Below are 23,009 nucleotides of genomic sequence, written 5' to 3'. Positions count from 1 at the left end.
ATGCGCGTCGCCATCGTCGGAGCCGGGTTCGGCGGCCTGTGCATGGCCGTGCGGCTGGCCCGGAGGGGGATCCCCCATGTCGTCTTCGAGAAGGGCGACGGGGTCGGCGGGACCTGGCGGGACAACACCTATCCGGGGGCGGGCTGCGACATCCCCTCGCACCTGTACTCCTACTCGTTCGACCCCTACTGCGACTGGTCGCGGCGCTATCCGGGGCAGCCGGAGATCCTCGCCTACCTGGAGATGATCGCGGCCAAGCACGGGATCCGGCCCCGGTTCGGCGCCGAGGTGAGCGAACTGGCCCACGACGGCGCGGGCTGGCTCGTGGTCACGCCCGGCTCGGTCGAGCGGTTCGACGTGGTGGTCACGGCCGTCGGGCAGCTCAACCGGCCCCGGGTGCCCGGCATCCCGGGCGCCGGGACGTTCGCGGGCGACGCCTTCCACTCGGCCCGCTGGGCGGGCCGCGATCTGACGGGCAGGCGGGTCGCCGTCATCGGCACGGGCTCCTCCGCCGCCCAGCTCATCCCGCCGGTCGCGGAGACGGCCGAGCACGTGGACGTCTACCAGCGCACCCCCAGCTGGGTGCTGCCGAAGGCCGACGCCGAGTTCGCGCCGCTGACCAGGGCGATGTTCCGATGGGTGCCGGGGGCCCATCGGGCGTACCGGCGATGGTTCTTCGACTACGTCGAGAAGACGGTCTGGCCCGCCCTGATCGGCGGGTGGAGCACCGACCTGATCCGGCGGACCGCGCTCAGCCACCTGCGCCGCCAGGTCCCCGACCCCGAGCTGCGCCACAAGTTGACTCCCGACTATCCGCCGGGCTGCAAGCGGGTGGTCTTCGACAGCCTCTTCTATCCGGCGCTGACCAGGCCGAACGTCGACCTGGTCACCGAGCCGATCGTCCGGATCGCCCCCGAAGGGGTGCGGACGCCCTCCGGGCTCAGAAGAGCCGACACGATCGTGTACGCCACCGGCTTCCACTCCACCGAGTTCCTCATGCCGATGACCGTCACCAACGCCGGCGGCCGCGACCTGCACGACCAGTGGAAGGACGGCGCCGAGGCCTACCTGGGCCTGGCCGCCCCCGGCTTCCCCAACCTCTTCTTCCTGTACGGCCCCAACACCAACCTCGGCCACAACTCGATCGTCTACATGCTGGAGGCCCAGGTCAGGTACGTCATGGGCTGCCTCGACCTGATCGCCCGGCGGGGCCCAATGGAGGTCACCGAAGGGGCGCTGGCGGCGTACCGGACTGCTCTGAACAGGGCTCTGGCGGCCACGGTCTGGAGCGGCGACTGCCAGAGCTGGTACAAGACCGCCGACGGGAGGATCACCACCAACTGGCCGCGCACGGCCCGCGAATACCGCAGGATCACCCGGCGGCCCAGGCCAGGGGCATACAAGTTCGGGGCGGGACGGTAACGTCCGGTAGACGCCCTCCCCGGAAGGAGCCCCGCCATGCTGCACTTCGACGCGGTGGTGGCCGACACCCACAACGACCTCCTGATGGCGGTGGCCGCCCGCCCGCCGAAACAATGGGCCCGGTACTTCCGCGACACCTGGCTCCCCCAGCTCACCGAGGGCGGGGTGGACCTGCAGGTGCTGCCGGTGTTCATCGACGACTGGTACCGCCCCGAGGGCGCGCTGCGGCAGACCCTCCGCATGATCGAGGCCGCCCACGTGATCGCCGCCGAGGTCGACGAGGTGCGCCTCTGCCTCGACGGCGGCGAGATCGACGCCGCCCTGGCCGACGGCAGGATCGCGCTGGTCCTGGCCATGGAGAGCATGCCCGGCCTCGACTCCAGCGTCGAGCTCGTCCCGACGCTCCACCGGCTCGGCGTGCGGGTCGCGTCGATCGCCCACTGGGGCCGCACGCCCCTGGCCGACGGCAGCGGCGAGGACGCCACCGGCTCCCGGCTGACCGCGGCGGGGGTCGAGGCCCTGGCGACGATGGAGGACCTGGGGATCGTCTTCGACGTCTCCCACCTGGGCGCCTCCGGCGTCGCCCACGTGCTGGAACTGGCCCGGCGGCCGGTGATGGCGACCCACTCCTCGGCGCGGGCGCTGCTCGACCACCACCGGAACCTGACCGACGACCAGCTCCGCGGCGTCGCCGCCACGGGCGGCGTGATCTGCGTCAACTTCCTGCCCGCGTTCCTCACCGAGCACCCCCGGAAGGTCACCGTCGACGACCTGGTCGACCACATCGCCCACATCGCCTCGGTGGCCGGCATCGAGCACGTGGGCCTCGGCCCCGACTTCATCCGCGAGGTGCTCCACGACGTCACCCCGCCCTGCTGCGAGGCCGCCCCGTCGGGCCTCGACGTCGACGCGGTGATCCCCGACCTCGACGGCCCGCGCGGCCTGCCGCTGGTGACCGAGGCGCTGGAGAAGCACGGCTTCTCCCCCGAGGAGATCCGGCTGATCCTGGGCGAGAACGTGCTGCGCCTGTTCCGCGCCGAGCTGGGGGTGCGCCGGTGAACCTCGACGAGATGGTCGGCGACCTGGAGGAACTGGTCGGCTGCGAGTCGTTCTCCGCCGACCACGCGGCAGTCGCCAAGAGCGCCGAGGTGGTCGCCGAGGTCGGGGCCCGGCGGCTCGGGGCCGCGCCCGAGCGGGTGACGATCCGGGGCGTGTCACACCTGAGGTGGACGTTCGGGCGGCCGCGCGTGCTGCTGCTCGGCCACCACGACACGGTCTGGCCGGTCGGCACCCTGCGCGACATGCCGTGGAGCTGCCGCGACGGCGTCGCCCGCGGCCCCGGCGTCTTCGACATGAAGGCCGGCCTGGTGCAGCTCTTCCACGCCCTGTCCGGCCTGCCGTCCCTCGACGGGGTGTCGGTGCTGGTCGTCGGCGACGAGGAACTCGGCTCCCCCACCTCGCAGCCGCTGATCGAGGACGCGGCACGGGGCCTGTCGGCCGCGTTCGTCCTGGAGGCCAGCGCCGACGGCGGGGCGCTGAAACTGGCGCGCAAGGGCATCTCCCGGTACGAACTCCTGGTGCACGGCCGGGCCGCCCACGCCGGCCTCGAACCGGAGAAGGGCGCCAACGCCGGCATCGAGCTCGCGCACCAGATCATCGCCATCACCCGGATCGCCGGCTCCGTGTCGTCGTCGTCCCAGCCGGGGTCCCTGTCGGTCACGCCGACGCTGATGTCGGCCGGGACGTCCACGAACACCATCCCGGCCCTGGGGCGGGTGGCGATCGACGTGCGGGTGCCCGACGTGGCCTCCCAGCAGCGGGTCGACGAGCTGATGCGCGCCCTCACGCCCGTCCTCGACGGCACCCGGCTCGAACTGCTGGGCGGCCCCAACCGCCCGCCCTTCGACGGCGCGGCCTCCGCCGCCCTGTTCGAGCGGGCCGTGGAGATCGCCGCGTCGCTCGGCATGCCCCCGCTGACCGGGGTGTCGGTCGGCGGCGCCTCCGACGGGAACTTCACCGCCGGGGTCGGCACCCCCACCCTCGACGGGCTGGGCGCCCTCGGCGGCGGGGCGCACGCGCCCGAGGAGCACGTCCTGGTGGAGCACATGCCGGTCCGGGCCCGGCTGCTGACGGAACTGGTGCGGTCGGTGCTGGCGTGATCGTGCGGGAACTGACCACCCTGGCCGAGTTCGAGGCCCTCTCCGGGGTGTTCGACTCGATCTGGCGGCCCGAGCCGTCGAACCCTCCGGTGACCGTGGAGCTGATGCGGGCCTTCTCCCACGCGGGCAACTACGTGGCCGGGGCCTTCGTCGACGGACGGCTGACCGGAGGGTCGGTGGCGTTCTGCTCGCCGCCCGGGGAGGCGACGCTCCACTCCCACGTGACCGGGGTGGTCACGCCGGGGGCCGGGCTGGCGCTCAAGCGGCACCAGCGGTCGTGGGCGCTGGCGCGGGAGATCTCCACGATCGGTGTCCGCGCCCGTCGTCCTGATCCGGTTGCCGGAGGACATCGAACGGCTGCGGCGGGATGACCCGGCCACGGCGAGGCGGTGGCGGATGGCCGTCCGGGAGGAGCTCGGCGGGCGGCTGCGGGACGGGTGGCGGGTGACCGGGTTCCGCGACGGCGGCTACGTGTTGCGGTCGCCCTCGGACAGGTAGCGCTCCCGGACCTTCGTCCGCGACAACTTCCCGGTCGGCGTCCGGGGCAGTTCGTCGCGGAACTCGATCACCCGGGGATGCTTGAACCGCGCCAGCCGGGGCTCCAGATGCTCCCTGAGCTCCTCCTCCGTCACCTTCTCCGCCGTCTGGACCAGCGCCACCACCGAGTGCCCCCACTCCTCGTCGGGCACCCCGATCACCGCGGCCTCGACCACGCCGGGGTGGCTCAGCAGGGCGGCCTCGATCTCGGCCGGGTAGATGTTCACCCCGCCGCTGACGATCAGGTCGGTCCGGCGGTCGAGCAGGTAGAGGTATCCCTCGGGGTCGAGGTAGCCGATGTCGCCGGGGGCGTACCAGTCGCCGCGTTTGGCGGCGGCCGTCTTCTCCGGGTCCTTGCGGTATTCGAAGGTGCCCAGCGACGACTTCACGTAGATCATTCCGGGTACGCCGGGCGGGAGTTCCTCGCCGTTCTCGTCGAGGATCCGGGCCTCCATGCCGGGGACCGGGCGGCCGACCGTGCCGGGGTGGGCGAGCCACTCGGCGGGTTTAACGGCGAAGGCGATGGCCGACTCGGTCGAGCCGTAGTACTCGTAGAGGACCGGGCCGAACCAGTCCATCATCGCCTGCTTGACCGGGACGGGGCAGGCGGCGGCCGTGTGGGTGACCTGGCGCAGCGAGGAGACGTCGTAGCGCTCCCTGGTCTCGGCCGGGAGGCGGAGCATGCGGTGGAACATGGTCGGGACCATCATCGTGTCGGTCACCCGGTGGCGTTCGATCAGTTCCAGCACGGGCTCGGGATCGAACCTCGGGGTGATCACGACCGTGTGGCCCAGGTGGAGGGCGAACTGGGCGTGCGCGCAGGGGGCCGAGTGGTACATCGGCGAGGTCACCAGGTGCACGCCGTCGCCCTGCCGCAGGTCGAGGACCTCGTCGATGAACCACAGGTACAGCGGCAGGATCTCCTCCGGGGTCTTGGACGTCCGGGGCCGCTGGACGCCCTTCGGGAAGCCCGTGGTGCCGCTCGTGTACCACATGACCTGGCCGTACGTCCGGTCGGGCGGGTCGGTGACCGGGTTGCCGAGGGCCAGGGCGGCGACGTCCTCCGGGGTCCGGACGACCAGTCGCGCGTCGCTGTCGGTGACGATGTAGCCGATCTCGGCCTCGGTGAGGTGCCAGTTGACCGGCACGTAGTAGAGGCCCGTCTGGCCGGTGGCCAGGAGCATGACGAGGGCGTCCAGGCCGTTGCGGAGCGTGCCCGCGACGACGTCGCCGGCGGACAGGCCCTGGTCGCGCAGGCCGTGGGAGACCTGGTTGGCGAGGGCGAGCAGTTCCCCGGCGCGGACCTCGGTGCCGTCGACGTCGATCACCGCGAGGCGGTCGGGGTCGGTCCGGGCGATCAGGTAGAAGCTCGGGTCCATACGTCGAGCATTGCGCCAGACGACCTGTTTGCCCAGCCTTGACCACCTTGAGTAGCCGTGATCCGACGTTCTGTGATCACCTGGGACATCAGGGGGAACAGGTTGTTCGGATGGCACCGGTGGTCGATGCGGGGCCGGTTGACGTTGGTCGCCGGTCTGGTCATGACGCTTCTGTGCCTGGCCGTGGTCGCGACCGCCCTCATCGGCCTGCGGGGGCTGGCGAGCCAGTACAACGTCGACCGGATCGTGCGGGTCACCCTCAAGACCATCCACATGCTGAAGAACGAGCAGATCCCGCCCGTGCTGCCGACCCAGGGCATCGCCGGGCTGCAGGTGGTCCGGCCCGACGGGTCCGTCAAGTCGTCCAGCGTGCTGTTGCGGGGCAAGCCCCGGATGGCGGTCTTCCAGCCGCCGGACACGACCGTTCGGCAGGACATGGTCTACTGCGACTCCGCGTTGTGGCCCGACCAGTGCATGGTGATCGTCGCCATCCGCGTCTACAGCCCGGAGGGCGACTATCTGATCTACGCCGCCGACCCGGTGGTGCCCTGGTACGTCGACCCGCGCGTCGACCTGCTGCTGCTCCTCGGGGCCGGGCTCATCATCACGGTGACGACCTTCGGCACGTACTGGCTGGTGGGCAAGGCGCTGCGGCCGGTCGACGCGATCAGCGAGGAGCTCGCCACGATCACCGGCAGCGAGCTGGACCACCGGGTGCCGGTGCCGAAGAACCACGACGAGATCCGCCGTCTGGCCGAGACCGCCAACGCCACCCTCGACCGCCTGGAGGAGGCCGTCGAGCAGCAGCGGCGGTTCGCCTCCGACGCCTCCCACGACCTGCGCAGCCCCCTCACCGCCATGCGCGCCGAGGTCGAGAGCGCCCTGCTCGACGTCGAGACGACCGACTGGGCCGAGACCGGCGAGGCCATCCTGGCCAGCATCGACCGCCTCCAGGCCCTGGTGGACGACCTCCTCCAGATCGCCCGCCTCGACTCGGGCGCCCCGGGGCGGATGGACCCCGTCGACCTCGGCCAGCTCGCCGCGACCGAGCTCGACCGCCGCCGGCACCGGGTCAGGATCATCCGCGACCTGCAACCGGGTGTGATCATAATGGGCGACCGCCTGCGTCTCGCCCGCGTGCTGACCAACCTCCTCGACAACGCCGAACGCCACGCCAACTCGCTCGTCATCGTCAAGGTCTACGAGGAGGACCTGTGCGGCGTCCTGGAGGTCGTGGACGACGGCGCCGGCATCCCGCCCGACAAGTGGGAGCACGTCTTCCAGCGGTTCACCCGCCTCGACGCCGCCCGCTCGCGCGACGTCGGCGGGACCGGCCTCGGCCTCGCCATCGCCCGCCAGATCTGCGAAAGCCACGGCGGCACCCTCGGCATCGAGGACAGCGTGAAAGGCGCCCGGTTCGTACTGCGAATCCCCGTGTCGCGCTAGGGTTCCGATGTGGCACGGGGAATCAGCCGAATGCGCCGGGAGGATCTGCTCAAGGTCGCCTGCGAGGTCATCGCGGCCCAGGGTTTCGGGCACACCCGCACCGTCGACATCGCCCAGGCCGCGGGGGTGAGCCAGGCGCTGCTCTTCTACCATTTCGAGACGAAGGAGAAACTGTTCGCCGCCGCCTTCGGATACGCGGCCGAACGCGATCTCGACAATCTCGAGGCGCTTCTCGAATCGGCCGGGGGGCCGGTCGACAAACTGCGGGCGATGCTCAAGTTGTATTCGCCGAGCGGTAAATCGAAATCGTGGGCGTTGTGGATCGACGCCTGGTCGGAGTCGATGCGGAACCCGTCGCTCGAAGACGTCTCCCGCGCGCTCGACCTGCGGTGGAAGGACGCCCTGCGAGGCATCCTGGCGGCCGGGGCCGACGACGGGGTCTTCCAGTGCCCCGACCCTGAAGGGGCGGCCTGGCGGCTGATGTCGCTGATCGACGGGCTGACCGTCCAGGTGACCGTGCACAAGAGGATGCTGACCCGGGCGCGGCTGTTCGAGCTGGTGCGCACGGCGGCCGCCGTCGAACTCGGGCTGGAGCCCGATCAGCTCGCGTAGGCGTCGAGCGCGACCCCGTCCTTGAGCGGGTTGACCTCGATCTCGGTGAGCTCGGGACGGGCTTCGAGGATGTCGCCCAGAACGACCATCACGTGGGCGACGGCGTCGACGTCGGCGGGCGGCGCGCCGCGCCAGCCGTTCAGCAGCCGGGCCACCCGCGTCCTCCCGATCAGCTCTTTCGCCTGCTCGTGGGTGAGCGGGGCGAGGGCCGTCACGGTGTCGGCGACGAGCTCGGCGAGCACTCCCCCGGCCCCGAACGTGACGACCGGCCCGGCGTGGGGGTCGCGGTGCGCGCCGACGATCAGCTCCGTTCCGGGCGTCGTCAGCTGCTCCTCGACCCAGAGCGGCGGCCCCGCCAGCCTCTCCCGCATCCGGGCCGCCTCCCGGTGCAGGTCCTCCGGGGTCCCGATGCCGAGCACGACGCCGCCCAACTCGGTCTTGTGGGCCGGTCCCAGGGCCTTGAGCACCAGCGGATAGGACAGACCGGGGTCGCCGCCGTCGTAGAGCCGGCCGTCGGGGAAGGCGACCCCGGCGGCCATGAGGGTGCGGCGAAGGGCGGTGAATCCGGAGACGTCGCCCGGCGGCGCCGGGGATCGCGGCACCGGCGGCCGGACCTCCCGCGGGGAGGTCAGCGCGCTCAGGCCGGTCATGACGGCGTCGATCGTGCCGTGGACGGGGATGCCGGCCGCCCGCAGGAAGTCCACGGTCGGGCCCTCGGGGCGCATCGTGTGGATCAGGCAGGGCCTCGTGGTGAGCGTCCGGGCCAGGTGGGCGGCGGCGGCCTGCTCCGCGCCCTCCAGGGCCGGGCTGTCGGCGGCGTAGCTGGCGAAGTATCCGGTCAGCACGACGGCGTCGACCTCGGGCGCGACGATCTCCGTGATCTTCGGGTACGTCGCCAGGTCGGCCTCCCCCGCGCCCGCCAGGTCGACCGGGTTCGACAGGCCCGCGTCCGGCGGCAGGAGAGCCGCGAGCGCCTCGACCGTGGCCGGGGTGAACGCCGGGACCTCCAGGCCGAGGCGTTCGGCCAGTTCGGCGGCGATCGCGCCCTGGCCGCCGCTGTCGGCCACCACCGCGATCCGCCGCACCGGCGTGGAGACGGCCAGGCACGCCTGGGCGATGTGGATCGCCTCCTGGGGAGTGCGGGCGCGCATCACCCCGGCCGCCCGGCACAACGCGTCCACGACCGCGTCGGGGGTGGCGAGCGCGCCGGTGTGGGAGGTGACCGCGCGGCGGCCCGCCGCCGAGCCGCCGACGGTCAGCAGGATGACGGGCTTGCCGCCCGCCAGGGCGATCAGGTCGCGGCCGATCGACAGGTCTTCGAGGTAGAGGACGAGGACCCGCGTGTGCGGGGCGGCGACGACCGCTTCGGCCAGTTCCCTGACGCCGAGGTCGGCGGCGGCCCCGACGGACACGAACCGCGACAGGCCCAGGCCCTCCTTCGCGGCCAGGTAGCCGAGCTCCAGGCCGACCGAGCCGCTCTGGGAGACGACGCCGATCGGGCCGGGCGTGAGCGTGCCCCAGGTGAGGGCGAGGCCGGCGGCGGAGTCGTACACCCCCATGCTGGTCGGACCCACGAGACGGGCGCCCGCCGAGCGCACCCGCTCGGCCAGCGCGGGCAGGCCGCCCGGGTAGACGACCCCGGCGGTGATCGCGACGAGGTGGCGGGCCCCGGCGTCGAGGGCGTCGCCGACGACCTGCTCGTAGGTGTGCGGCGGGGTCGCGATGGCGACCAGGTCGAGGGTCTCGGGGAGGTCGCGCAGCGAGCGGTGGGTGGCGTGGCCGAGGACGTCGGCGCCCCGGGCGTTCACCAGGTGGACCGGGCGGCGGGACGCGCCGCTCAGGGCGCCCCTGGCCAGCCAGTAACCCCATTTGGCGGGGTCGTCGGAGGCGCCGACCACGGCGACCGTGCGGGGGTCGAACAGGGACTCGGTCATCGCTGGGCCGCCAGGTTGCGGGCGCTCAGGTCGTGGGCGGCCTCGCGCGGTGTCCGGGCCGGATCGGACATGACCTCGGTCGTCACTCGGCGCATCCACGAGCGGATCTTCGCGAAGGCGGCGTCGGCGTCGGCCGGGATGTCGCCGAACAGGGTCCACCACCACCAGGAGTTGGTCGCCGAGTTCGCCACCACGTCCGGGACGACCACCACCCCCCTGCTCGTCAGCACGTGTTCGGCCTCCGGGGTGACCGGGACGTTGGCCGCCTCCACCACCAGGCGGGCCCGCACCCGGGGGGCCTCGTCCACCCCGATGCAGTAGGAGACGGCGGCCGGGACCAGCAGGTCGCAGTCGACGTCGAGCCACTCCTCGCGGGGCCGTTTGTCGCCAGGGACGCGGCCGAAGGGGTCGCGGGCGCGGAGCAGCCCCTCCACGTCCAGACCGGCCGGGTCGGTCAGGAGCCCGTCGGCGTCGGCGACGCCGACGATCCGCACCCCGGCCCGCGCCAGGAACCGCGCCGTCGCGCCGCCCATGGAGCCGAAGCCCTGGACGACCGCCGTCGGCTCCCGGATGCCCAGGCGGTCGAGCGCGGTCAGCGCCGACTCGGCCACGCCGCATCCTCCCGCCAGGTCGCCCAGGCCGATGCCGTCGACCGTGACGGCGAAGGCGGCGTCGAGGCGTTTGAGTGCCGTGTCGGGGTCGTCGAGCAGCGGCAGGACCGCGTCGATCGAGGTGCGCAGGCCGGCCGCGTGACAGGCCTCCTCGATCGACTCCTGGCGCAGGCCCAGGTCCTCGCCGGTCGCCCAGTAGGTGGCCAGCAGGGGCTTCATCGCGGCGATGTAGCGGTGCAGCATGCCGGTGGCCTCGGGGTCGAGCGGGTCGCAGTCGATGCCGCCCTTCGCGCCGCCGAGCGGCTGGTAGGCCAGGCCCGGTTCGTAGGCGATGGCCTCCTTGCGGGACATGCCCCGCGCCAGGTCGGCGACCTCGTCGAGGGTGACGCCGGCGCGCATCCGCAGGCCGCCGCTGCCGACCCCCCGGCCCAGCCGGTCGATGACCAGGTAGCCGGGGCGGCCGGTGACGTCGTCGGTCCAGACGACCTGGAGGAACGGGGTCATGAGTGCTCCTGGACGACGATCACCGTGGGACGGTCGGCGGCGAACGCCCGGCCGATCTCGACCGTCAGGTCCGCCGGATGGTCGACACCGCGGGCGCCGAAGGCCCGGGCGACCTGGACGAAGTCGGGGGCGTGCAGGTCGACCGCCACCGGGGTCATGGGCCGGGCCGTCATCTCGGCCCGGATCTCCCCGTAGCCGCCGTTGACCGCGACGACGACGGGCAGGTTGAGCCCCAGCTCGACGGCGGTGGCCAGCTCCTGGACGCTGAACTGAAGCGCGCCGTCACCGGCCAGGACCAGAACCGGCAGGTCCGGGTCGGCGACCTTGGCGCCGATCGCGGCGGGCAGGGCGTAGCCGAGGGTGCCGAATCCCGTGGGGAACAGGAAACGGCGCCGGAGGATGGCCAGGGCGCCGTAGTAACAGAACATCGAGTTGTCGGCGGCGACCACGGCGTCGGCGGGGAGGGCCTGGGCGATGGCGTCGAGCTCGGCTCGCCAGGGGGCGGCCAGGGCAGCACGTTCCTCGGCGATCCGCCGGGTCACCTCGGCGAGGGCGGCGTGTTCCTCGGCGATCCGACGGGTGACCTCGGCGAGAGCCGCACGCCCGGACACCTCACCGCGGTGGTCTGTGATCACGGGCCAGACGGAACCGGTACCGGGCGCGTGCCCGACCGCCGCACCCCGCCCGTCAGCGACGTCCCGGGTGACCGCGGGCAGGTCAGGGCCGGTGCGGCGCGTGTGCCTGTCAATGGCGTCTTGGGTCATCGCGGGCAAGTCGGGGTCGGTGCGGGGCGCGTGATCCGCTTGTACGGTCTTCGCCACCAGGGTGGCCAAAACGGGGAGGGCCGATTCCGCGCGGGCGGTGATCGGGATCGTCGCGGTCGTCGTCTGGGCCGGGTCGACGTCGATGCGGATGAGGGTGCCCTCGTAGGTGAAGTCGGTCCACAGGTCCGAGGGGGCCAGTTCCGTGCCCACGGCCACGACCACGTCGCACGACTTCAGCCACGCCTGGGTCGCCCCCAGGAAGAGGGCGGGACCGAGGTTGCGACGGTGGGTGGGAGGGAGGATGCCCGTCCCGTTGATGGTGGTGACCACCAGGGCGTCCACGAGGTCGGCGAGCCGGAGGGCCGCCTCTCCCGCCTCGCGGGCGCCGCCGCCCAGGACGATGCCCACCCGTCCGGCTCCGGTCAGGGCCTGAGCGGCTTCGGGGAGGCCGCCCCGTGCGGGCAGCGTGTGGTCGCCCTCGGCGTCGAGGAGGTCGGCGGGGATCTCGATGTGGACGGGTCGCGCCCGGCCCTCCGCGAAGAAGGTGAACGCCGCCGCGAGCGCCGACGGGATCTCGGCCACCGTCGTCACGCGGTGGCTCCACGCGCAGACCGCGTCCATGGCCGCCGACTGGTTCTTCGTCTCGTGCAGGTAGCCGGTGCTCCGGCGCGGATGCGTCGTCGGCACGCCGGGCGAGATCAGCAGCAGCGGGATCGAGTCGGAGTAGGCCTGCCCGGCCGCCGCCGCGGCGTTCAGGATGCCGGGGCCGGTCGTGGTCAGGACGACCCCGGGACGCCCCGAGATCCGGGCGTAGCCGTCGGCGGCGTACCCGGCCCCCTGCTCGTGCCGGGGGGTGACCAGCCGGGTGCCCTGGCGGGCGAGGGCGTCGTACAGGGCGAGGTTGTGGGTTCCGGGGATGCCGAACACCGTGTCGGCCCCGAAGGCGGCCAGGGTGGCCGCGACCGCCGTCGCGCCCGTCATGACCGGGCCAGCGACCGGGAGATGATGAGCCGCTGGATGTCGGAGGTGCCCTCTTCGAGCTCCTCCAGCTTGGCGTCGCGCAGCCACTTCTCCACCGGGAACTCCCGCGAGTAGCCCCAGCCGCCGAACGTCTGCATCGCCGCCCACGCGCACCACACGGCGTTCTCCGACGCCGTCAGCTTGGCGATCGCGGCCTCCTCGGTGATGGTCTCGCCGAGGTCGTAGAGGTCGGCGGCCCGGCGGGTCAGCAGCGCCGACACGTCGGTCTTCGCGGCCATGTCGGCGAGCCGGAAGGCCACCGCCTGGTGGCCGATGATGGGCGTGCCGAACTGCTCCCTGTCCTTCGCGTACGCCAGCGACACGTCCAGAGCGGCCCGCGACAGACCGGTGCAGGCGGCGGCGATGAGCACCCGGGAGGCGTCGAAGGTCCGCATGAGCCCGCGGAAGCCCTGGCCCTCCTCGCCGAGGCGGTCGGCCACCGGGACGCGGACCCCGTCGAGGAACAGCTCCGCGCACGCGATGCCGCGCTGGCCCATCTTCGGCATCGGCGGCCCGACCGTGAAGCCGGGTGTGTCCCGGTGCACGACGAAGGCCGTCACCCCCTTGGAGCGGGTGCCGGGCGCGACCGTCGCGAAGATCACGAACCACTCGGCGAAGGGGGCGTTGGAGATCCACGTCTTCTGGCCGGTCAGCACGTAGTGGTCGCCGTCGCGCCCGGCCCTGGTGGTGATCGACGCCGCGTCGGAGCCGACGCCGGGCTCGGTCGTGGCCAGCGCGGTCAGGGGCGGGTCGTCACCGGTCAGCGGCGCGAGCAGGCGCTCCTTCTGCGCGGGGGTGCCGAGTTCCAGCACGGGCGAGGCGAAGAAGCCGCCCGAGGTGATCAGGTTCCCGATGGAGATGTCGCCGTGGCACAACTCCTCCTGGACGAGGCACTGGGTGACCAGGTCGGTGACCCCGCCCCCGCCGAACTCCTCGGGGATCATGAACGAGGTCAGCCCGGCCTTCGCCGCCTTCGCCCAGATGTCGCGGGGGAAGACGTGGTCGCCCTCGTCGACCTCGCGCGCCCGGGGCCGGATCTCCTCGGCGGCGAACCGCCGCGCCAGCGCGACGACGTCGGCCTGCTCCGGGCTCAGCTCACGGCCGAGACGGGGGATTCTGGGCATGGTCTCTCCTCGGGTACGGGCCGGGCCACGATCCCCATGGCGGCCAGCATGCAACCGCCCCCGACGAGGACCGTCCAGGTGAGCGGCTCGCCGTACAGGACGGCGGCGAAGGCGGTGGCCCACACGGGCTCGACCGCGATGACGACGGCGGCGGCGGTCGGCGGCACGTGCGCCTGCGCCCACGTCTGGGCGAGGAACGTGCCGGCCCCCGCGACGGTGGCGAGGTAGAGCACGCCGGTCCAGTCGCCGGCGCCCTCCGGCAGCGTGATGCCGCCGGGCGCGGCGGCGACGGTCATGACGACGGCCAGCGTGAGGATCTGCACGACCGACAGCGCGTACGCCTCCTCCGGCCGCGACCACTTCCCGAGCGCGACCAGATGGACGGCGTACAGCAGCGCCGACACGGCGGTCAGCGCCACGGCGCCCGCGGGCGCGCCGCCCGACCCGCTGAGCAGGCTGAACGAGGCGGTGCCGACGGTGGCGAGCCCGACGGCCGCCCAGGTCGGCCGGCTGACCCGCGTCTTCAGCCAGACCAGGGCGATCAGCGGCGTCATCACGAGGTAGGACCCGGTGACGAACCCGGAGACCGACGACGGCAACTCGGCCAGCCCGATGGTCTGGAGGGTCAGCGCGAGGCCGTAGAGGAGCCCCAGCAGCGCGCCGGTCCCCCACAGCCGGGGGCTCAGGTTCCCGAGCACGCGCGGCCGGACGGCGATGAGAACCACCACCGCGATCCCGAACCTCGCGGCGTAGAGGTCGGCGATCGGGAGCCGCGCGACCAGATCCTTGGTCAGGGGGAACGTGGATCCCCAGATGGCGGTGACCGAGACGAGTGCCAGAACGCCCAGGTGATAGTGACGTCTCGGGGACGGCCCCGGCGATGCGGCCGGGAGGCCGCCACCTGTCGCGAACACGTCGACCGCCTCCGCACGGCCGCGCCGGGCATCGGGCACCGGTGGGGCGGCGGGCTGCTCGCCGGTGGTCATGAGGTGGTCCGCAGGGTGTCCTTGACGACCTCGCCGCCCTTCATCACGAACGCCACGTCGGCGAACTTCGTGATGTCCAGGTCTCCGGGCACGGCCACGAGGTCGGCGTACCGGCCCGGCGAGAGGGAGCCGACCCGGTCGTCCCAGCCCATGCACTCGGCGCTGGTCAGCGTCGCCGCCTTCAGCGCCTGGATCGGCGTGAGCCCGTGCTCGACCATGGTGGCGAGCTGCCGACCTTGGAGACCGTGGGGGAAGCCGCCGGCGTCGGAGCCGAACCCGATCTTCACCCCGGCCCGCACGGCTTTGCGGAAGCCCTCGCGCTGCGCCTCGGCGGTCTCGTCGTTCTTGCGGAGCTGTTCGGCGTCGTAGCCCTGCGACGGGCCGGTCTCGCGGATCCAGTCGGCCCACCAGATGTCGGCCGACAGGTAGGTGCCGTGGGCGGCCATGAGTTCGGCGGCCTCGTCGTCGAGGAAGCAGGCGTGCTCGATCGACCGCACCCCGGCGCGCACCGCCCGCTTGATGCCCTCGGCCCCATGGGCGTGCGCGGCGACGTGGCGGCCGTACCAGGACGCCTCCTCGACGGCGGCGCGCATCTGCGCCTCGGTCAGCTCGGGCGCTCCGGGGACGGTGCCGTTGGCGAGCACCGCGCCCGTGGCGATCAGCTTGATCAGGTCGGCGCCGTGGAAGACGATCTCCCGGACCCGCTCCCGGATGTCGTCGACCGACCGCGTCTCGCCGAACCGGAACTCCTTCGGCACCTCGACGTCGTGGGCGAACCCGGTCAGCATGCCGCCGCCGCCGCGCACGGTCACGTAGGCCCCGGCGACGGCCATGCGCGGCCCGGGCACGTGCCCGGCCTCGATGGCGTCGCGCAGCGAGACGTCGACGAACGCCCGGAACGTGCCGACGTCGCGGACGGTGGTGAACCCGGCGAGCAGCGTGTCGCGGGCGTTGGGGATGGAGGCGAAGGCCTGGCGGGCCGCGCTGTGCTTGAGCTCCTGGGCGTAGTCGCCGCACGCCGCCACCCCGACGAGATGGGTGTGCAGGTCGATCAGCCCGGGTGCCACGGTGACGTCGCCGAGGTCGAGGACCTCCCCGTCGAACCCGGCGTCAGGACCCGTCGAGACGATCCGGTCGCCCTCGACGACGACGAGCTGATCGGTCAGCACCCGCTCGCCCACGACGTCGACGAGCCGCGCGCACCGCACCGCTCTGGCCACCGGTCCTCCCCTCCTGTTTTACTGAGTCGCTACTCAAACACAGCAGGGTTTACCTTGGCAATAACGGGAGATCCGATGCGACCGAAGGACCTGGCGACCGACCGTCTGCTCACCGGACTGACCGTCTCCCCCGACGGCCGCCACGTCGCCGTCGTCGAACGCCGCGTCGTCGCGGGCCGCGAACGCCACCGCCTCCTGCTCGTCCCGACGGCCGGCGGCCCGCCCAGGGTCCTCACCGCCGAGGCCTCCGCCCCGGCGTTCTCTCCGTCCGGTACGTCCATCGCCTACCTGCACGGGAACCAGGTCTGGGTACGCCCCCTCGACGGCGGCCCCGCCCGCACGGTGACGGCGTTCAGACGGGGCGTCGCCGAGTTCGCCTGGCTCGACGAGAGTCGTTTCGCCGTCCTGGCGGCCGACGACGAGTCACCCGTGACGCGCGGCGACGTCGCCCGCGTGATCCGCCGCCTCGACTGGCGCGAGGAGGGCCACGGCCTGCGCCTGTACCCGACCCACGTCCACGTGGTGGGCGAGACGGTGGAACGCCTGACGAGCGGCGACTGGTGGGCGTCGTGCCTGCGCGTCCACGGGGAGAAGATCGGCTTCATCGCCGACCTGGGCGACGACCGCGACCCCCACCCACAGGTCCACGAGGTCACCCTGACCGGCGAACTCACCCGGCGGACGAATCTGACCGGCCCGGTCCTGCGTTTCACGTACACCGAGGATGGCGACGTCGTCGCGGTCGCGCCCCCGGTCCGCCGCCCCACCGACTGGGACCCGGAAACCGTCTGGCACGAGACCGAGCCCCTGACGGCCCACCTGGACCGGTTCGCCGGCCAGGCCCCCACCACCGACGAACGCCTGACGGTGATCTGCGACGACGGCCGCGAGTACGCCCACGACCTGAGGACCGGCCGCGACCTGACCCCGCGGGAACTCGACCCGGTGGTGCACGCCCTCGCGGAAGGCGGCGGCGTGGTCTGCGCCATCGTGTCGTTCGGCGGCGCCGCCCGCCCCGACCTCTACCGCCTCGACCCGCTGACGCGGCTGATGCCCTCGGGCTCGGTCTGGCTCTCGCGGCACCCGGCCCCCGTCCAGCGGGAGATCGAGATCGACGGCGTGCAGGTCTTCCTGACCGCCCCGCCGGGAACCGACCTCGACACCGCCCGGGGCCTGCCCACGGTGTTGGCCCTGCACGGCGGCCCCGCCTGGGCCTGGCCGGTGGCCCCCGACTCCGACGCGCTGCTCCTGGCGTCGGCGGGCTACCTGGTCGTGCGCCCCAACATCCGGGGTTCCTTCCACCGGGGCCGCGCGTGGGGCGACGCGCTCGGCGCGGACTGGGGCGGCCCGGACGCCGCCGACTGCCACACCGTCCTCGACCACCTGACGGAGTCGGGCCTGGCCGGAGAACTGGCCTGCTACGGCAACTCCTACGGAGGCTTCCTGGTCAACTGGCTCATCGGCACGAGCGAGCGCTTCGCGGCGGCCATCAGCCAGAACGGGGTGACGAACCAGGTGTCGGGCTTCGCCGCCTGCGACCTCGGAGCCGTCTACGACGTGGACTCGGGCCTGGGCGACACCTGGACGGAAGAGGGGGTGGCCCACCTCTGGAAGATCAGTCCGCTGCGCAACGTGGCGAGGATCACGACCCCGCTGCTGCTGTTGCAGGGAGAACAGGACTACCGCTGCCCGCCCTCGGACGCGGAACAGATGTTCGTCGCCTTGCGACGGCTGAGGAGGGAGGTGGAGTACGTCCTCTATCCGGACTCGGGCCACTCGATGACCCACGACGCCCGCCTGGATCGACGCATCGACCGCTCAGAGAGAATGCTCCACTGGCTCAACCGCCACCTGCGTTAGACGAGAACTCAGACGAACAGCTCAGCGGCCTCGTCGACCACCGCGGCGCGCCTGACCCACTCGAGGATCTGCGCCGAGTCGGTGCACGCGGTCACCGTCTCGCGCTGACGGTCGTCGAGGGTCAGGCCGCGGGCGTCGAGGATGGTGAGGAGTGACTTGATCTCGCCCTGGGTCTCGCCCACGGCGACGCCTTCGCCGAAGTGTTCCCTGGCGAACGGGCTGAACACGGGTTTGGTCTTCACGACCTGCTCCAATCGGTGTTTGGCCGACTCGGCGGCGAAGTGGAACGCGTATTGATAGTAATACGCAGCGTGTTCGACGGGCAGGCCGTCGAATCCGTCGAGGATGTCCTCCGCCACCCCCGGGTCGGCGCCGTGGGCCATCAGGGAGAGCGTGGCGAGCTCGGGATTGTCGGCGACCTGCGCCCTGGTGACCAGGGGGATGTCGTCGGGCCCGATGGCCAGCGGCTCCACGTAGAGGGTTTCGAGCTCGGTGGGCATGCGGGTGGCGGCCCAGCGGGCGGTGCGTCTGTCCGGGCAGACGACCACGACGTGGACGGGACAGTCGAGATGCAGCCACACCGCGGCCGCGTAGCGCGGCAGTTGCCGGGCCTTGGCCTCGGAGGGCTGCAGCTGCATCTCGACGATCAGCGCCGCGTAGGGCTCACGCTCGGGACCGAGGGTGAGCAGCAGGTCGGGACGGAGCTCCTTGGAGACGCGGTCGCTCAGTTCGAGCTGGTGTGCCCGGACGGGGAGACCATCGGGCACCTCCAGCAGTTTGGCCCGCCTGACCAGGTCGAGGGCGAGCTGAGGCCGTTCTCGGAAGAGCTGGTTGAGTGAATCGTGTTGTGTTGTCGGCACACGTCAGGACGTTACCGACCGATTACTTTGCGCGCACCCGTTTCAGTAGAACACGCGCTCGAATGTCAGAGCGCCTGATAGTCAAACCAGGAAAAACGCGCCGAATTCGAGCTCTCCCGTCCCTCCGAGGTCGCGTACAGGGCGATCATCGTGCCGATGAAGCCGCCCGCCACCGTCGAGCTCAGGATGCGGCCGTCGAGCGGCGGCCCCAGGGGGCGCCACTCGCCGGGCGAGAGGGCGTAGCGGGCCTGGTAGTCCTGGCCGTGGGCCTCGAAGCTCAGCCACACGCGGCCCCCGGCGGCGTCGGCCCACCCGGCGAGGGTGTCGACGCCTTCGGCGCGGTGGATGAGTTCGAGGCCGCCGGGGCGCAGGGAGAGGCGGATGTGGAAGTCGTCGTTCTGGATCAGGGCCAGGCCGGCGTGCTCCCCCGCCCCGGGGGTGAAGGTCAGTTCGGTGTGGACGGCGAAGTCGATGTGGGCCTGCGGGCGGGCCACCAGGCTGGGGTTGCCGTGTTCGGTCAGGCCGGGCGGGCGCACCTTCAGGGTCAGGCCGTCGCCGACCGTCCAGAACGTCTCGCGCGGCGTGCGGAGGAACTGCCAGACCGGGTCGAGCCGGTGGAAGTGGTCGCACGCCGGGGCGGCCGGCCACCGGTGGACCGGCAGGGACGGGCCCGCGAAGTCGAGGGTCACCTGGTCGAAGACGGGCCATTCGTCTTCCCAGGTCACCCGGGTCAGGAAGGTCTCGCGGCCCAGGTTGTAGCCGTGTTCCCGCCGGACGGCCGCCATCTCCAGGGGGGTGGCGTCGGTGCCGCCGTAGGGGCGGGTGGCCAGCAGGACCGACCACCACTCGCCGTCAGGGGTCTCGACCAGGTCGGGGTGGCCCGTCGAGGTGATCGGGTGGCGCAGGCCCAGGTGGCGGTGGGTCAGCACGGGGTTGCGCGGGTTGCCGGCGTAGGGGCCGGTGAGGGTGCGGGAGCGGGCCACCATGACCGCGTGCTCCTCGGCGGTGCCGCCCTCGGAGGTCAGCAGGTAGTACCAGCCGCCGATCTTGTAGATGTGGGGGCCCTCGGCCCAGATCGCGCCGCGCAGGTGGGGCGTCCAGATGACGTGTTCGTCGCCGACCAGCTTCAGCGACGTCAGGTCGAGCTCGCGGAGCCAGATCTCGGTGTCGCCGTCGTACTCCTTGTTCTCGCGTTCGCGGGTGCCGTGCATCCAGCAGCGGCCGTCGTCGTCGAAGAACAGGGAGGGGTCGAAGCCGCGGGTCTCGGGGAACCAGACCGGGTCGGTCCACGGCCCCTCGGGCGAGGTGGCGGTGACCAGGAAGTTGCCGGCCGTCTCCATCAACGTCGTGATCATGTAGAAGACGCCGTCGTGGTGGCGGATGGTCGGGGCGAAGATGCCCGCCGACGGCTTGAGGCCGTCGAGGTCCAGGTCGTGGCACACGTGGCCGAGCTGCCGCCAGTGCGTCAGGTCCCTGCTGTGGAAGATCGGCACCCCCGGGAACCACTCGAACGACGAGGTCACCAGGTAGTAGTCGGCGCCGACGCGGCAGATCGAGGGGTCGGGATGGAAACCGGGCAGAACGGGGTTGGTGGACACCGGCGGGAGCCTCCGGGCTGAGTGGCGCCGGGCCCCGCACGCTGCGGAAGGCGGGGCCCGGTGCCAGAACCTATTGGACCATGCACTACTTACCGAGCCGTAGCACTCCCCATCGCGCCGTGGACAGATAGCTCTGTCCGGTCGGGTCGTGCCAGGTGACCGCCGCGGTACGGGCCGCGCCGGTGGCGTCGTTGATCTGCACGTCGAAGCCGAGCACCCGGTCGCGCGACAGGGTCACCGTCGGCAGCTTGATCGCGGCCTCGACGACGTAACCGGCGGAGGTCCGCGACACGGCGCTCGTCAGGTTGCCGCGGATCGCGAAGGCGTCGAAGGTGCCGCCGATCGACTCGGCGCCGGTGAAGGAGATCCGGTACTGGCCGTCGTCGTCGTCATAGCCCTTGGTCTTGTTGTTCTCGGGGTCGACGAAGATCTCGACGCTGTCCTCCTCCCACGCGTTCGGCGACTCCTCGCTGAGGACGGGGTCGGTGACCTTCGCCAGGACGTACAGGACACCCGAGGGCGACCACAACGCCCGGACCTTGGCCGTGGCGCCCGACGTGCCCTGGATCCAGGTGCCGGTGTCGACCGGGGTGGCCTTGTTCCAGACCGCCTCGGCGACGCCGTCGACCACGGGGGTCTCCTTCGGCGCGGTGAACTCCTTCACCTCGGGGACGAACGTCAGGGTCCCGCTGAAGACCGCGTCGGGGCCGGTGGCGGCGTCGTCGACGGTCAGGTCGAGGGTGCTGGCCGAGCCGGACGGCAGCAGTGCCTCGGCCTGCCAGCCTCCGTCGGTCTTCCTGGTGTGCGCCTTGAAGCCCTGGGCGTGGGTGCCGCCGCGCTGGATCTTGTAGGTCCCCGATCCGAGCTTCAGCGTCAGGGAGTCGGTCGTGTCGTCGGTCGTGTCGGTGACGTCCGCGAAGACGTACACCCCCGAAGGGGCCTTTCGCAGCTGGAAGGCGGCCGACACGGCCCCGACCCGGGCCACGGGCCGGTCCGGCTGCCGGTCCCACTGCGGGTCGCGCTTGCCGTCGACGGTGACGGTCCCGGCCGGCACGACCAACGCGAGCCGCGACGCGGGCAGCTTCGACGGGTCGGCGACGCCCCAGAACGCGGGCTTGGCCTGGAGTTCGTCGTCGAAGGGCAGCGGCGCGTTGACGCGGTTGATCGGGAAGGTCGACAACCAGGTCTCGTCGTCGGCCACGCCCCAGATCGTCACCGACGACAACTTCGCGGCCTGCCGGCGGAAGACGTCGAAGATCTCCTTGTAGCGGTGGCCCTGCCGGGCCAGCACGTCGGCGGGCACCGTCGGGTAGGTCGACACGAAGTCGGTGTAGACCGACACGTCGAGCTCGGTGACCTGCTGCTCCACGCCCAGCGTCGCGAACCGCTCGATGGTGTCCTCGATGAAGTACGCCGGCGGCTGCTCGATGTTGACGTGGAGCTGGTGGCCGACGGCGTCGATCGGCACGCCCTCGTCGCGGAGCTGCTTGACGACCTTGTACATCGCCTCCCGCTTGCGCGGGAACTCGGTGTTGTAGTCGTTGAACACCAGCGTCGCGGCTGGGTCGACCTCGCGGGCGACCCGGAACGCGGTCCGGATGTAGTCCAGGCCGGTGATCTCGAACCACGGCGAGCGGCGCAGGCCGTCGGGCTGGTTCTCGTCGATGACCTCGTTGACGACGTCCCAGGTGCCGATGCGGCCCTTGTAGCGGCCCATCACGGCGCGGATGTGGTTCTCGACGCGCTGGAGCAGGACCTCCTTGGTGGCGCCCTCGAAGACCCACGCGGGGGTCTGGCTGTGCCAGACGAGGGTGTGGCCGCGGAACTCCAGGCCGTTGCCGGTGGCGAAGTCGACCAGGGCGTCGCCCTCGTCGAAGGTGAACCGACCTTCGGCCGGCTCGGTCGCGTCCCACTTCAGCGCGTTGCCGGGGGTGACGCTCCCGTAGTGCTTGTTGATCAGCTTGGCGTGCTCGCCGAGGGTGGCGCCCCGGTGGAAGGCCGCGCCGAGCGTGAAGGGCACGGTGTCCTTGAGCGAGGGGATGTCGGTCTGGATGGGTTTGGGCTCGACGTACTCCAGCGTGAAGTCGTCCATCTCGAACGGCAGCACGCCCTCGGCGGACTCGACGTAGACGCTCAGGAAGTCGACGTCGTGGGCGAGGGTGTAGGTGCCGGTCAGCCGGGTCCAGCCGGTGACGGAGGCGGGGGCGACGACACGCTCGTAGGAGGGCGTGCCGTTCTGCCGCCGCTCGATCGACAGGCCGAGCGACTGCGCCTCGGCGCTGCGGACCCAGACCGACAGCGTGTACTTGGCGCCCTTGGCCAGCTTGCCGAGCACGTTCAGCGACGGCCCGTCCCAGGAGGCCTGGCGGTTCGTGACGGCGAGCCCGAAGGCCCCGGCGTGCGCCGCGGCGCCCGACGCGGTGAGCGCCGCCCCGCCGCGCGGGTTCCAGCCCTGCGCGGTCCCCGTCTCGAAGTCGGTGGACAGGCCCGACTGCGTGGGGTCACCGTCCGACGTGACGACGATGTCGTCGACCGTGAACTCGGCCGTCGCGTCGGCGCTCTCGAAGTAGAGGTTCAGGGTCGAGTCGGCCGAGTAGCCGTACGTCCCGGACAACTCGGTGAACTCCCCCGGGGCGGACGTCGCCGCGCCGACCCGCTCCCAGGTGGTCGAGCCGCCCGCCGGGGTGCGCTCGACGGTCAGCGCGACCGCCCCGGAGACGCGGGCGGTCACCGTGTAGGTGACGCCCTTCTCGAAGGGCGGGGTGATCTGGGCGCCCATCCAGTTCTGCGTCCGCCCGGTGACGCGCAGCGCGCCGGAGGAGGTGTCGAGCACGACCCCGTCGCCGCGCGGGCCCCAGCCCTGCGCGCCGGAGGAGAAGTCGTAGGTGGCGATGGTGGTGACATCCGCCCTAGCCGGGACGGCCAGGCATAACAGGACGAGCAGCAAGGCCGTCGCGGCTCGGAACATGAGGG

Annotated in this window: 17 protein-coding genes; 7 read left to right on the top strand and 10 right to left on the bottom strand. The window is 72.1% G+C overall.

Features of this window, described 5'->3' with window-relative positions:
• From GT755_RS07650 to GT755_RS07635, 4 genes are read left to right on the top strand one after another with little or no spacing between them, the layout of a single operon-like run.
• Positions 1–1,422 (top strand): flavin-containing monooxygenase, encoded by a 1,422-nt coding sequence (locus GT755_RS07650; protein WP_161479005.1) that lies wholly within the window; start codon positions 1–3, stop codon positions 1,420–1,422.
• A gap of 36 nt (positions 1,423–1,458) precedes the next feature.
• The gene (locus GT755_RS07645; RefSeq protein ID WP_161479004.1) at positions 1,459–2,481 is read left to right on the top strand and encodes a dipeptidase; all 1,023 of its coding nucleotides are present in this window, start codon (positions 1,459–1,461) and stop codon (positions 2,479–2,481) included.
• On the top strand, positions 2,478–3,581 hold the full coding sequence (locus GT755_RS07640) for a M20 family metallopeptidase (RefSeq protein WP_285583158.1): 1,104 nt from the start codon (positions 2,478–2,480) through the stop codon (positions 3,579–3,581). The genes GT755_RS07645 and GT755_RS07640 overlap by 4 nt, the downstream gene beginning before the upstream one ends.
• Complete coding sequence (locus GT755_RS07635) at positions 3,578–3,952, top strand: hypothetical protein (protein ID WP_235966192.1); 375 nt, start codon at positions 3,578–3,580, stop codon at positions 3,950–3,952. The genes GT755_RS07640 and GT755_RS07635 overlap by 4 nt, the downstream gene beginning before the upstream one ends.
• A gap of 96 nt (positions 3,953–4,048) precedes the next feature.
• On the opposite strand, the gene GT755_RS07630 is transcribed toward GT755_RS07635, so the two are convergent.
• The gene (locus tag GT755_RS07630) at positions 4,049–5,497 is read right to left on the bottom strand and encodes an AMP-binding protein (RefSeq protein ID WP_161479003.1); all 1,449 of its coding nucleotides are present in this window, start codon (positions 5,495–5,497) and stop codon (positions 4,049–4,051) included.
• Positions 5,498–5,554: 57 nt separating this feature from the next.
• On the opposite strand from GT755_RS07630, the gene GT755_RS07625 reads away from it, so the two are divergent.
• Positions 5,555–6,943 (top strand): sensor histidine kinase, encoded by a 1,389-nt coding sequence (locus GT755_RS07625; RefSeq protein WP_328794232.1) that lies wholly within the window; start codon positions 5,555–5,557, stop codon positions 6,941–6,943.
• A gap of 30 nt (positions 6,944–6,973) precedes the next feature.
• Positions 6,974–7,555, top strand: coding sequence for a TetR/AcrR family transcriptional regulator (locus GT755_RS07620; RefSeq protein ID WP_202609751.1), 582 nt, complete (start codon positions 6,974–6,976; stop codon positions 7,553–7,555).
• Here GT755_RS07620 and GT755_RS07615 read toward each other — a convergent pair.
• From GT755_RS07615 to GT755_RS07590, 6 genes are read right to left on the bottom strand one after another with little or no spacing between them, the layout of a single operon-like run.
• Complete coding sequence (locus GT755_RS07615; protein ID WP_161479001.1) at positions 7,543–9,489, bottom strand: acetate--CoA ligase family protein; 1,947 nt, start codon at positions 9,487–9,489, stop codon at positions 7,543–7,545. The genes GT755_RS07620 and GT755_RS07615 overlap by 13 nt on opposite strands.
• Complete coding sequence (locus tag GT755_RS07610) at positions 9,486–10,604, bottom strand: Glu/Leu/Phe/Val dehydrogenase dimerization domain-containing protein (protein ID WP_161479000.1); 1,119 nt, start codon at positions 10,602–10,604, stop codon at positions 9,486–9,488. The genes GT755_RS07615 and GT755_RS07610 overlap by 4 nt, the downstream gene beginning before the upstream one ends.
• Positions 10,601–12,349 carry a thiamine pyrophosphate-binding protein gene (locus GT755_RS07605; protein ID WP_161478999.1) on the bottom strand — a complete coding sequence of 583 codons (1,749 nt, stop codon included), beginning with the start codon at positions 12,347–12,349 and terminating at the stop codon, positions 10,601–10,603. The genes GT755_RS07610 and GT755_RS07605 overlap by 4 nt, the downstream gene beginning before the upstream one ends.
• Positions 12,346–13,512 carry an acyl-CoA dehydrogenase family protein gene (locus GT755_RS07600; protein ID WP_161478998.1) on the bottom strand — a complete coding sequence of 389 codons (1,167 nt, stop codon included), beginning with the start codon at positions 13,510–13,512 and terminating at the stop codon, positions 12,346–12,348. Before GT755_RS07600 ends, GT755_RS07605 begins: the two co-directional genes overlap by 4 nt.
• Positions 13,479–14,498, bottom strand: coding sequence for a DMT family transporter (locus GT755_RS07595; protein WP_161478997.1), 1,020 nt, complete (start codon positions 14,496–14,498; stop codon positions 13,479–13,481). Before GT755_RS07595 ends, GT755_RS07600 begins: the two co-directional genes overlap by 34 nt.
• Positions 14,495–15,718: a metal-dependent hydrolase family protein gene (locus tag GT755_RS07590; RefSeq protein WP_161478996.1), complete on the bottom strand. Its 1,224-nt coding sequence runs from the start codon at positions 15,716–15,718 to the stop codon at positions 14,495–14,497. Before GT755_RS07590 ends, GT755_RS07595 begins: the two co-directional genes overlap by 4 nt.
• 75 nt (positions 15,719–15,793) lie before the next feature.
• On the opposite strand from GT755_RS07590, the gene GT755_RS07585 reads away from it, so the two are divergent.
• Entirely contained in the window at positions 15,794–17,578 is a 1,785-nt protein-coding gene (locus tag GT755_RS07585; protein ID WP_161478995.1) for a S9 family peptidase, read from the top strand.
• An 8-nt stretch (positions 17,579–17,586) separates the two neighbouring features.
• Here GT755_RS07585 and GT755_RS07580 read toward each other — a convergent pair whose 3' ends face one another.
• The 3 genes from GT755_RS07580 to GT755_RS07570 all read right to left on the bottom strand — a co-directional run bounded on the left by GT755_RS07580 (position 17,587) and on the right by GT755_RS07570 (position 23,004).
• The gene (locus GT755_RS07580; protein ID WP_161478994.1) at positions 17,587–18,438 is read right to left on the bottom strand and encodes a hypothetical protein; all 852 of its coding nucleotides are present in this window, start codon (positions 18,436–18,438) and stop codon (positions 17,587–17,589) included.
• A gap of 65 nt (positions 18,439–18,503) precedes the next feature.
• A complete protein-coding gene (locus GT755_RS07575; protein ID WP_161478993.1) occupies positions 18,504–20,036 on the bottom strand; it encodes a glycoside hydrolase family 43 protein in 1,533 nt (510 codons plus the stop codon).
• Between the two features lie 85 nt (positions 20,037–20,121).
• Positions 20,122–23,004, bottom strand: a complete 2,883-nt coding sequence (locus GT755_RS07570; RefSeq protein WP_161478992.1) for an endo-1,4-beta-xylanase — start codon at positions 23,002–23,004, stop codon at positions 20,122–20,124.
• Positions 23,005–23,009 lie beyond the last annotated feature (5 nt).

Source organism: Herbidospora solisilvae, from assembly GCF_009901565.1.
In the GTDB taxonomy this organism is placed as follows: domain Bacteria; phylum Actinomycetota; class Actinomycetes; order Streptosporangiales; family Streptosporangiaceae; genus Herbidospora; species Herbidospora solisilvae.
The sequence above is the reverse complement of the archived record's forward strand: the minus strand, read 5'-3'. Positions and strand labels throughout refer to the sequence as shown.

Coding starts and splice junctions, on each gene's coding strand:
- GT755_RS07650 (WP_161479005.1), top strand. CDS start 1: ATGCGCGTCGCCATCGTCGGAGCCGGGTTCGGCGGCCTGTGCATGGCC.
- GT755_RS07645 (WP_161479004.1), top strand. CDS start 1,459: ATGCTGCACTTCGACGCGGTGGTGGCCGACACCCACAACGACCTCCTG.
- GT755_RS07630 (WP_161479003.1), bottom strand. CDS start 5,497: ATGGACCCGAGCTTCTACCTGATCGCCCGGACCGACCCCGACCGCCTC.
- GT755_RS07620 (WP_202609751.1), top strand. CDS start 6,974: ATGCGCCGGGAGGATCTGCTCAAGGTCGCCTGCGAGGTCATCGCGGCC.
- GT755_RS07615 (WP_161479001.1), bottom strand. CDS start 9,489: ATGACCGAGTCCCTGTTCGACCCCCGCACGGTCGCCGTGGTCGGCGCC.
- GT755_RS07610 (WP_161479000.1), bottom strand. CDS start 10,604: ATGACCCCGTTCCTCCAGGTCGTCTGGACCGACGACGTCACCGGCCGC.
- GT755_RS07605 (WP_161478999.1), bottom strand. CDS start 12,349: ATGACGGGCGCGACGGCGGTCGCGGCCACCCTGGCCGCCTTCGGGGCC.
- GT755_RS07600 (WP_161478998.1), bottom strand. CDS start 13,512: ATGCCCAGAATCCCCCGTCTCGGCCGTGAGCTGAGCCCGGAGCAGGCC.
- GT755_RS07595 (WP_161478997.1), bottom strand. CDS start 14,498: ATGACCACCGGCGAGCAGCCCGCCGCCCCACCGGTGCCCGATGCCCGG.
- GT755_RS07585 (WP_161478995.1), top strand. CDS start 15,794: ATGCGACCGAAGGACCTGGCGACCGACCGTCTGCTCACCGGACTGACC.
- GT755_RS07570 (WP_161478992.1), bottom strand. CDS start 23,004: ATGTTCCGAGCCGCGACGGCCTTGCTGCTCGTCCTGTTATGCCTGGCC.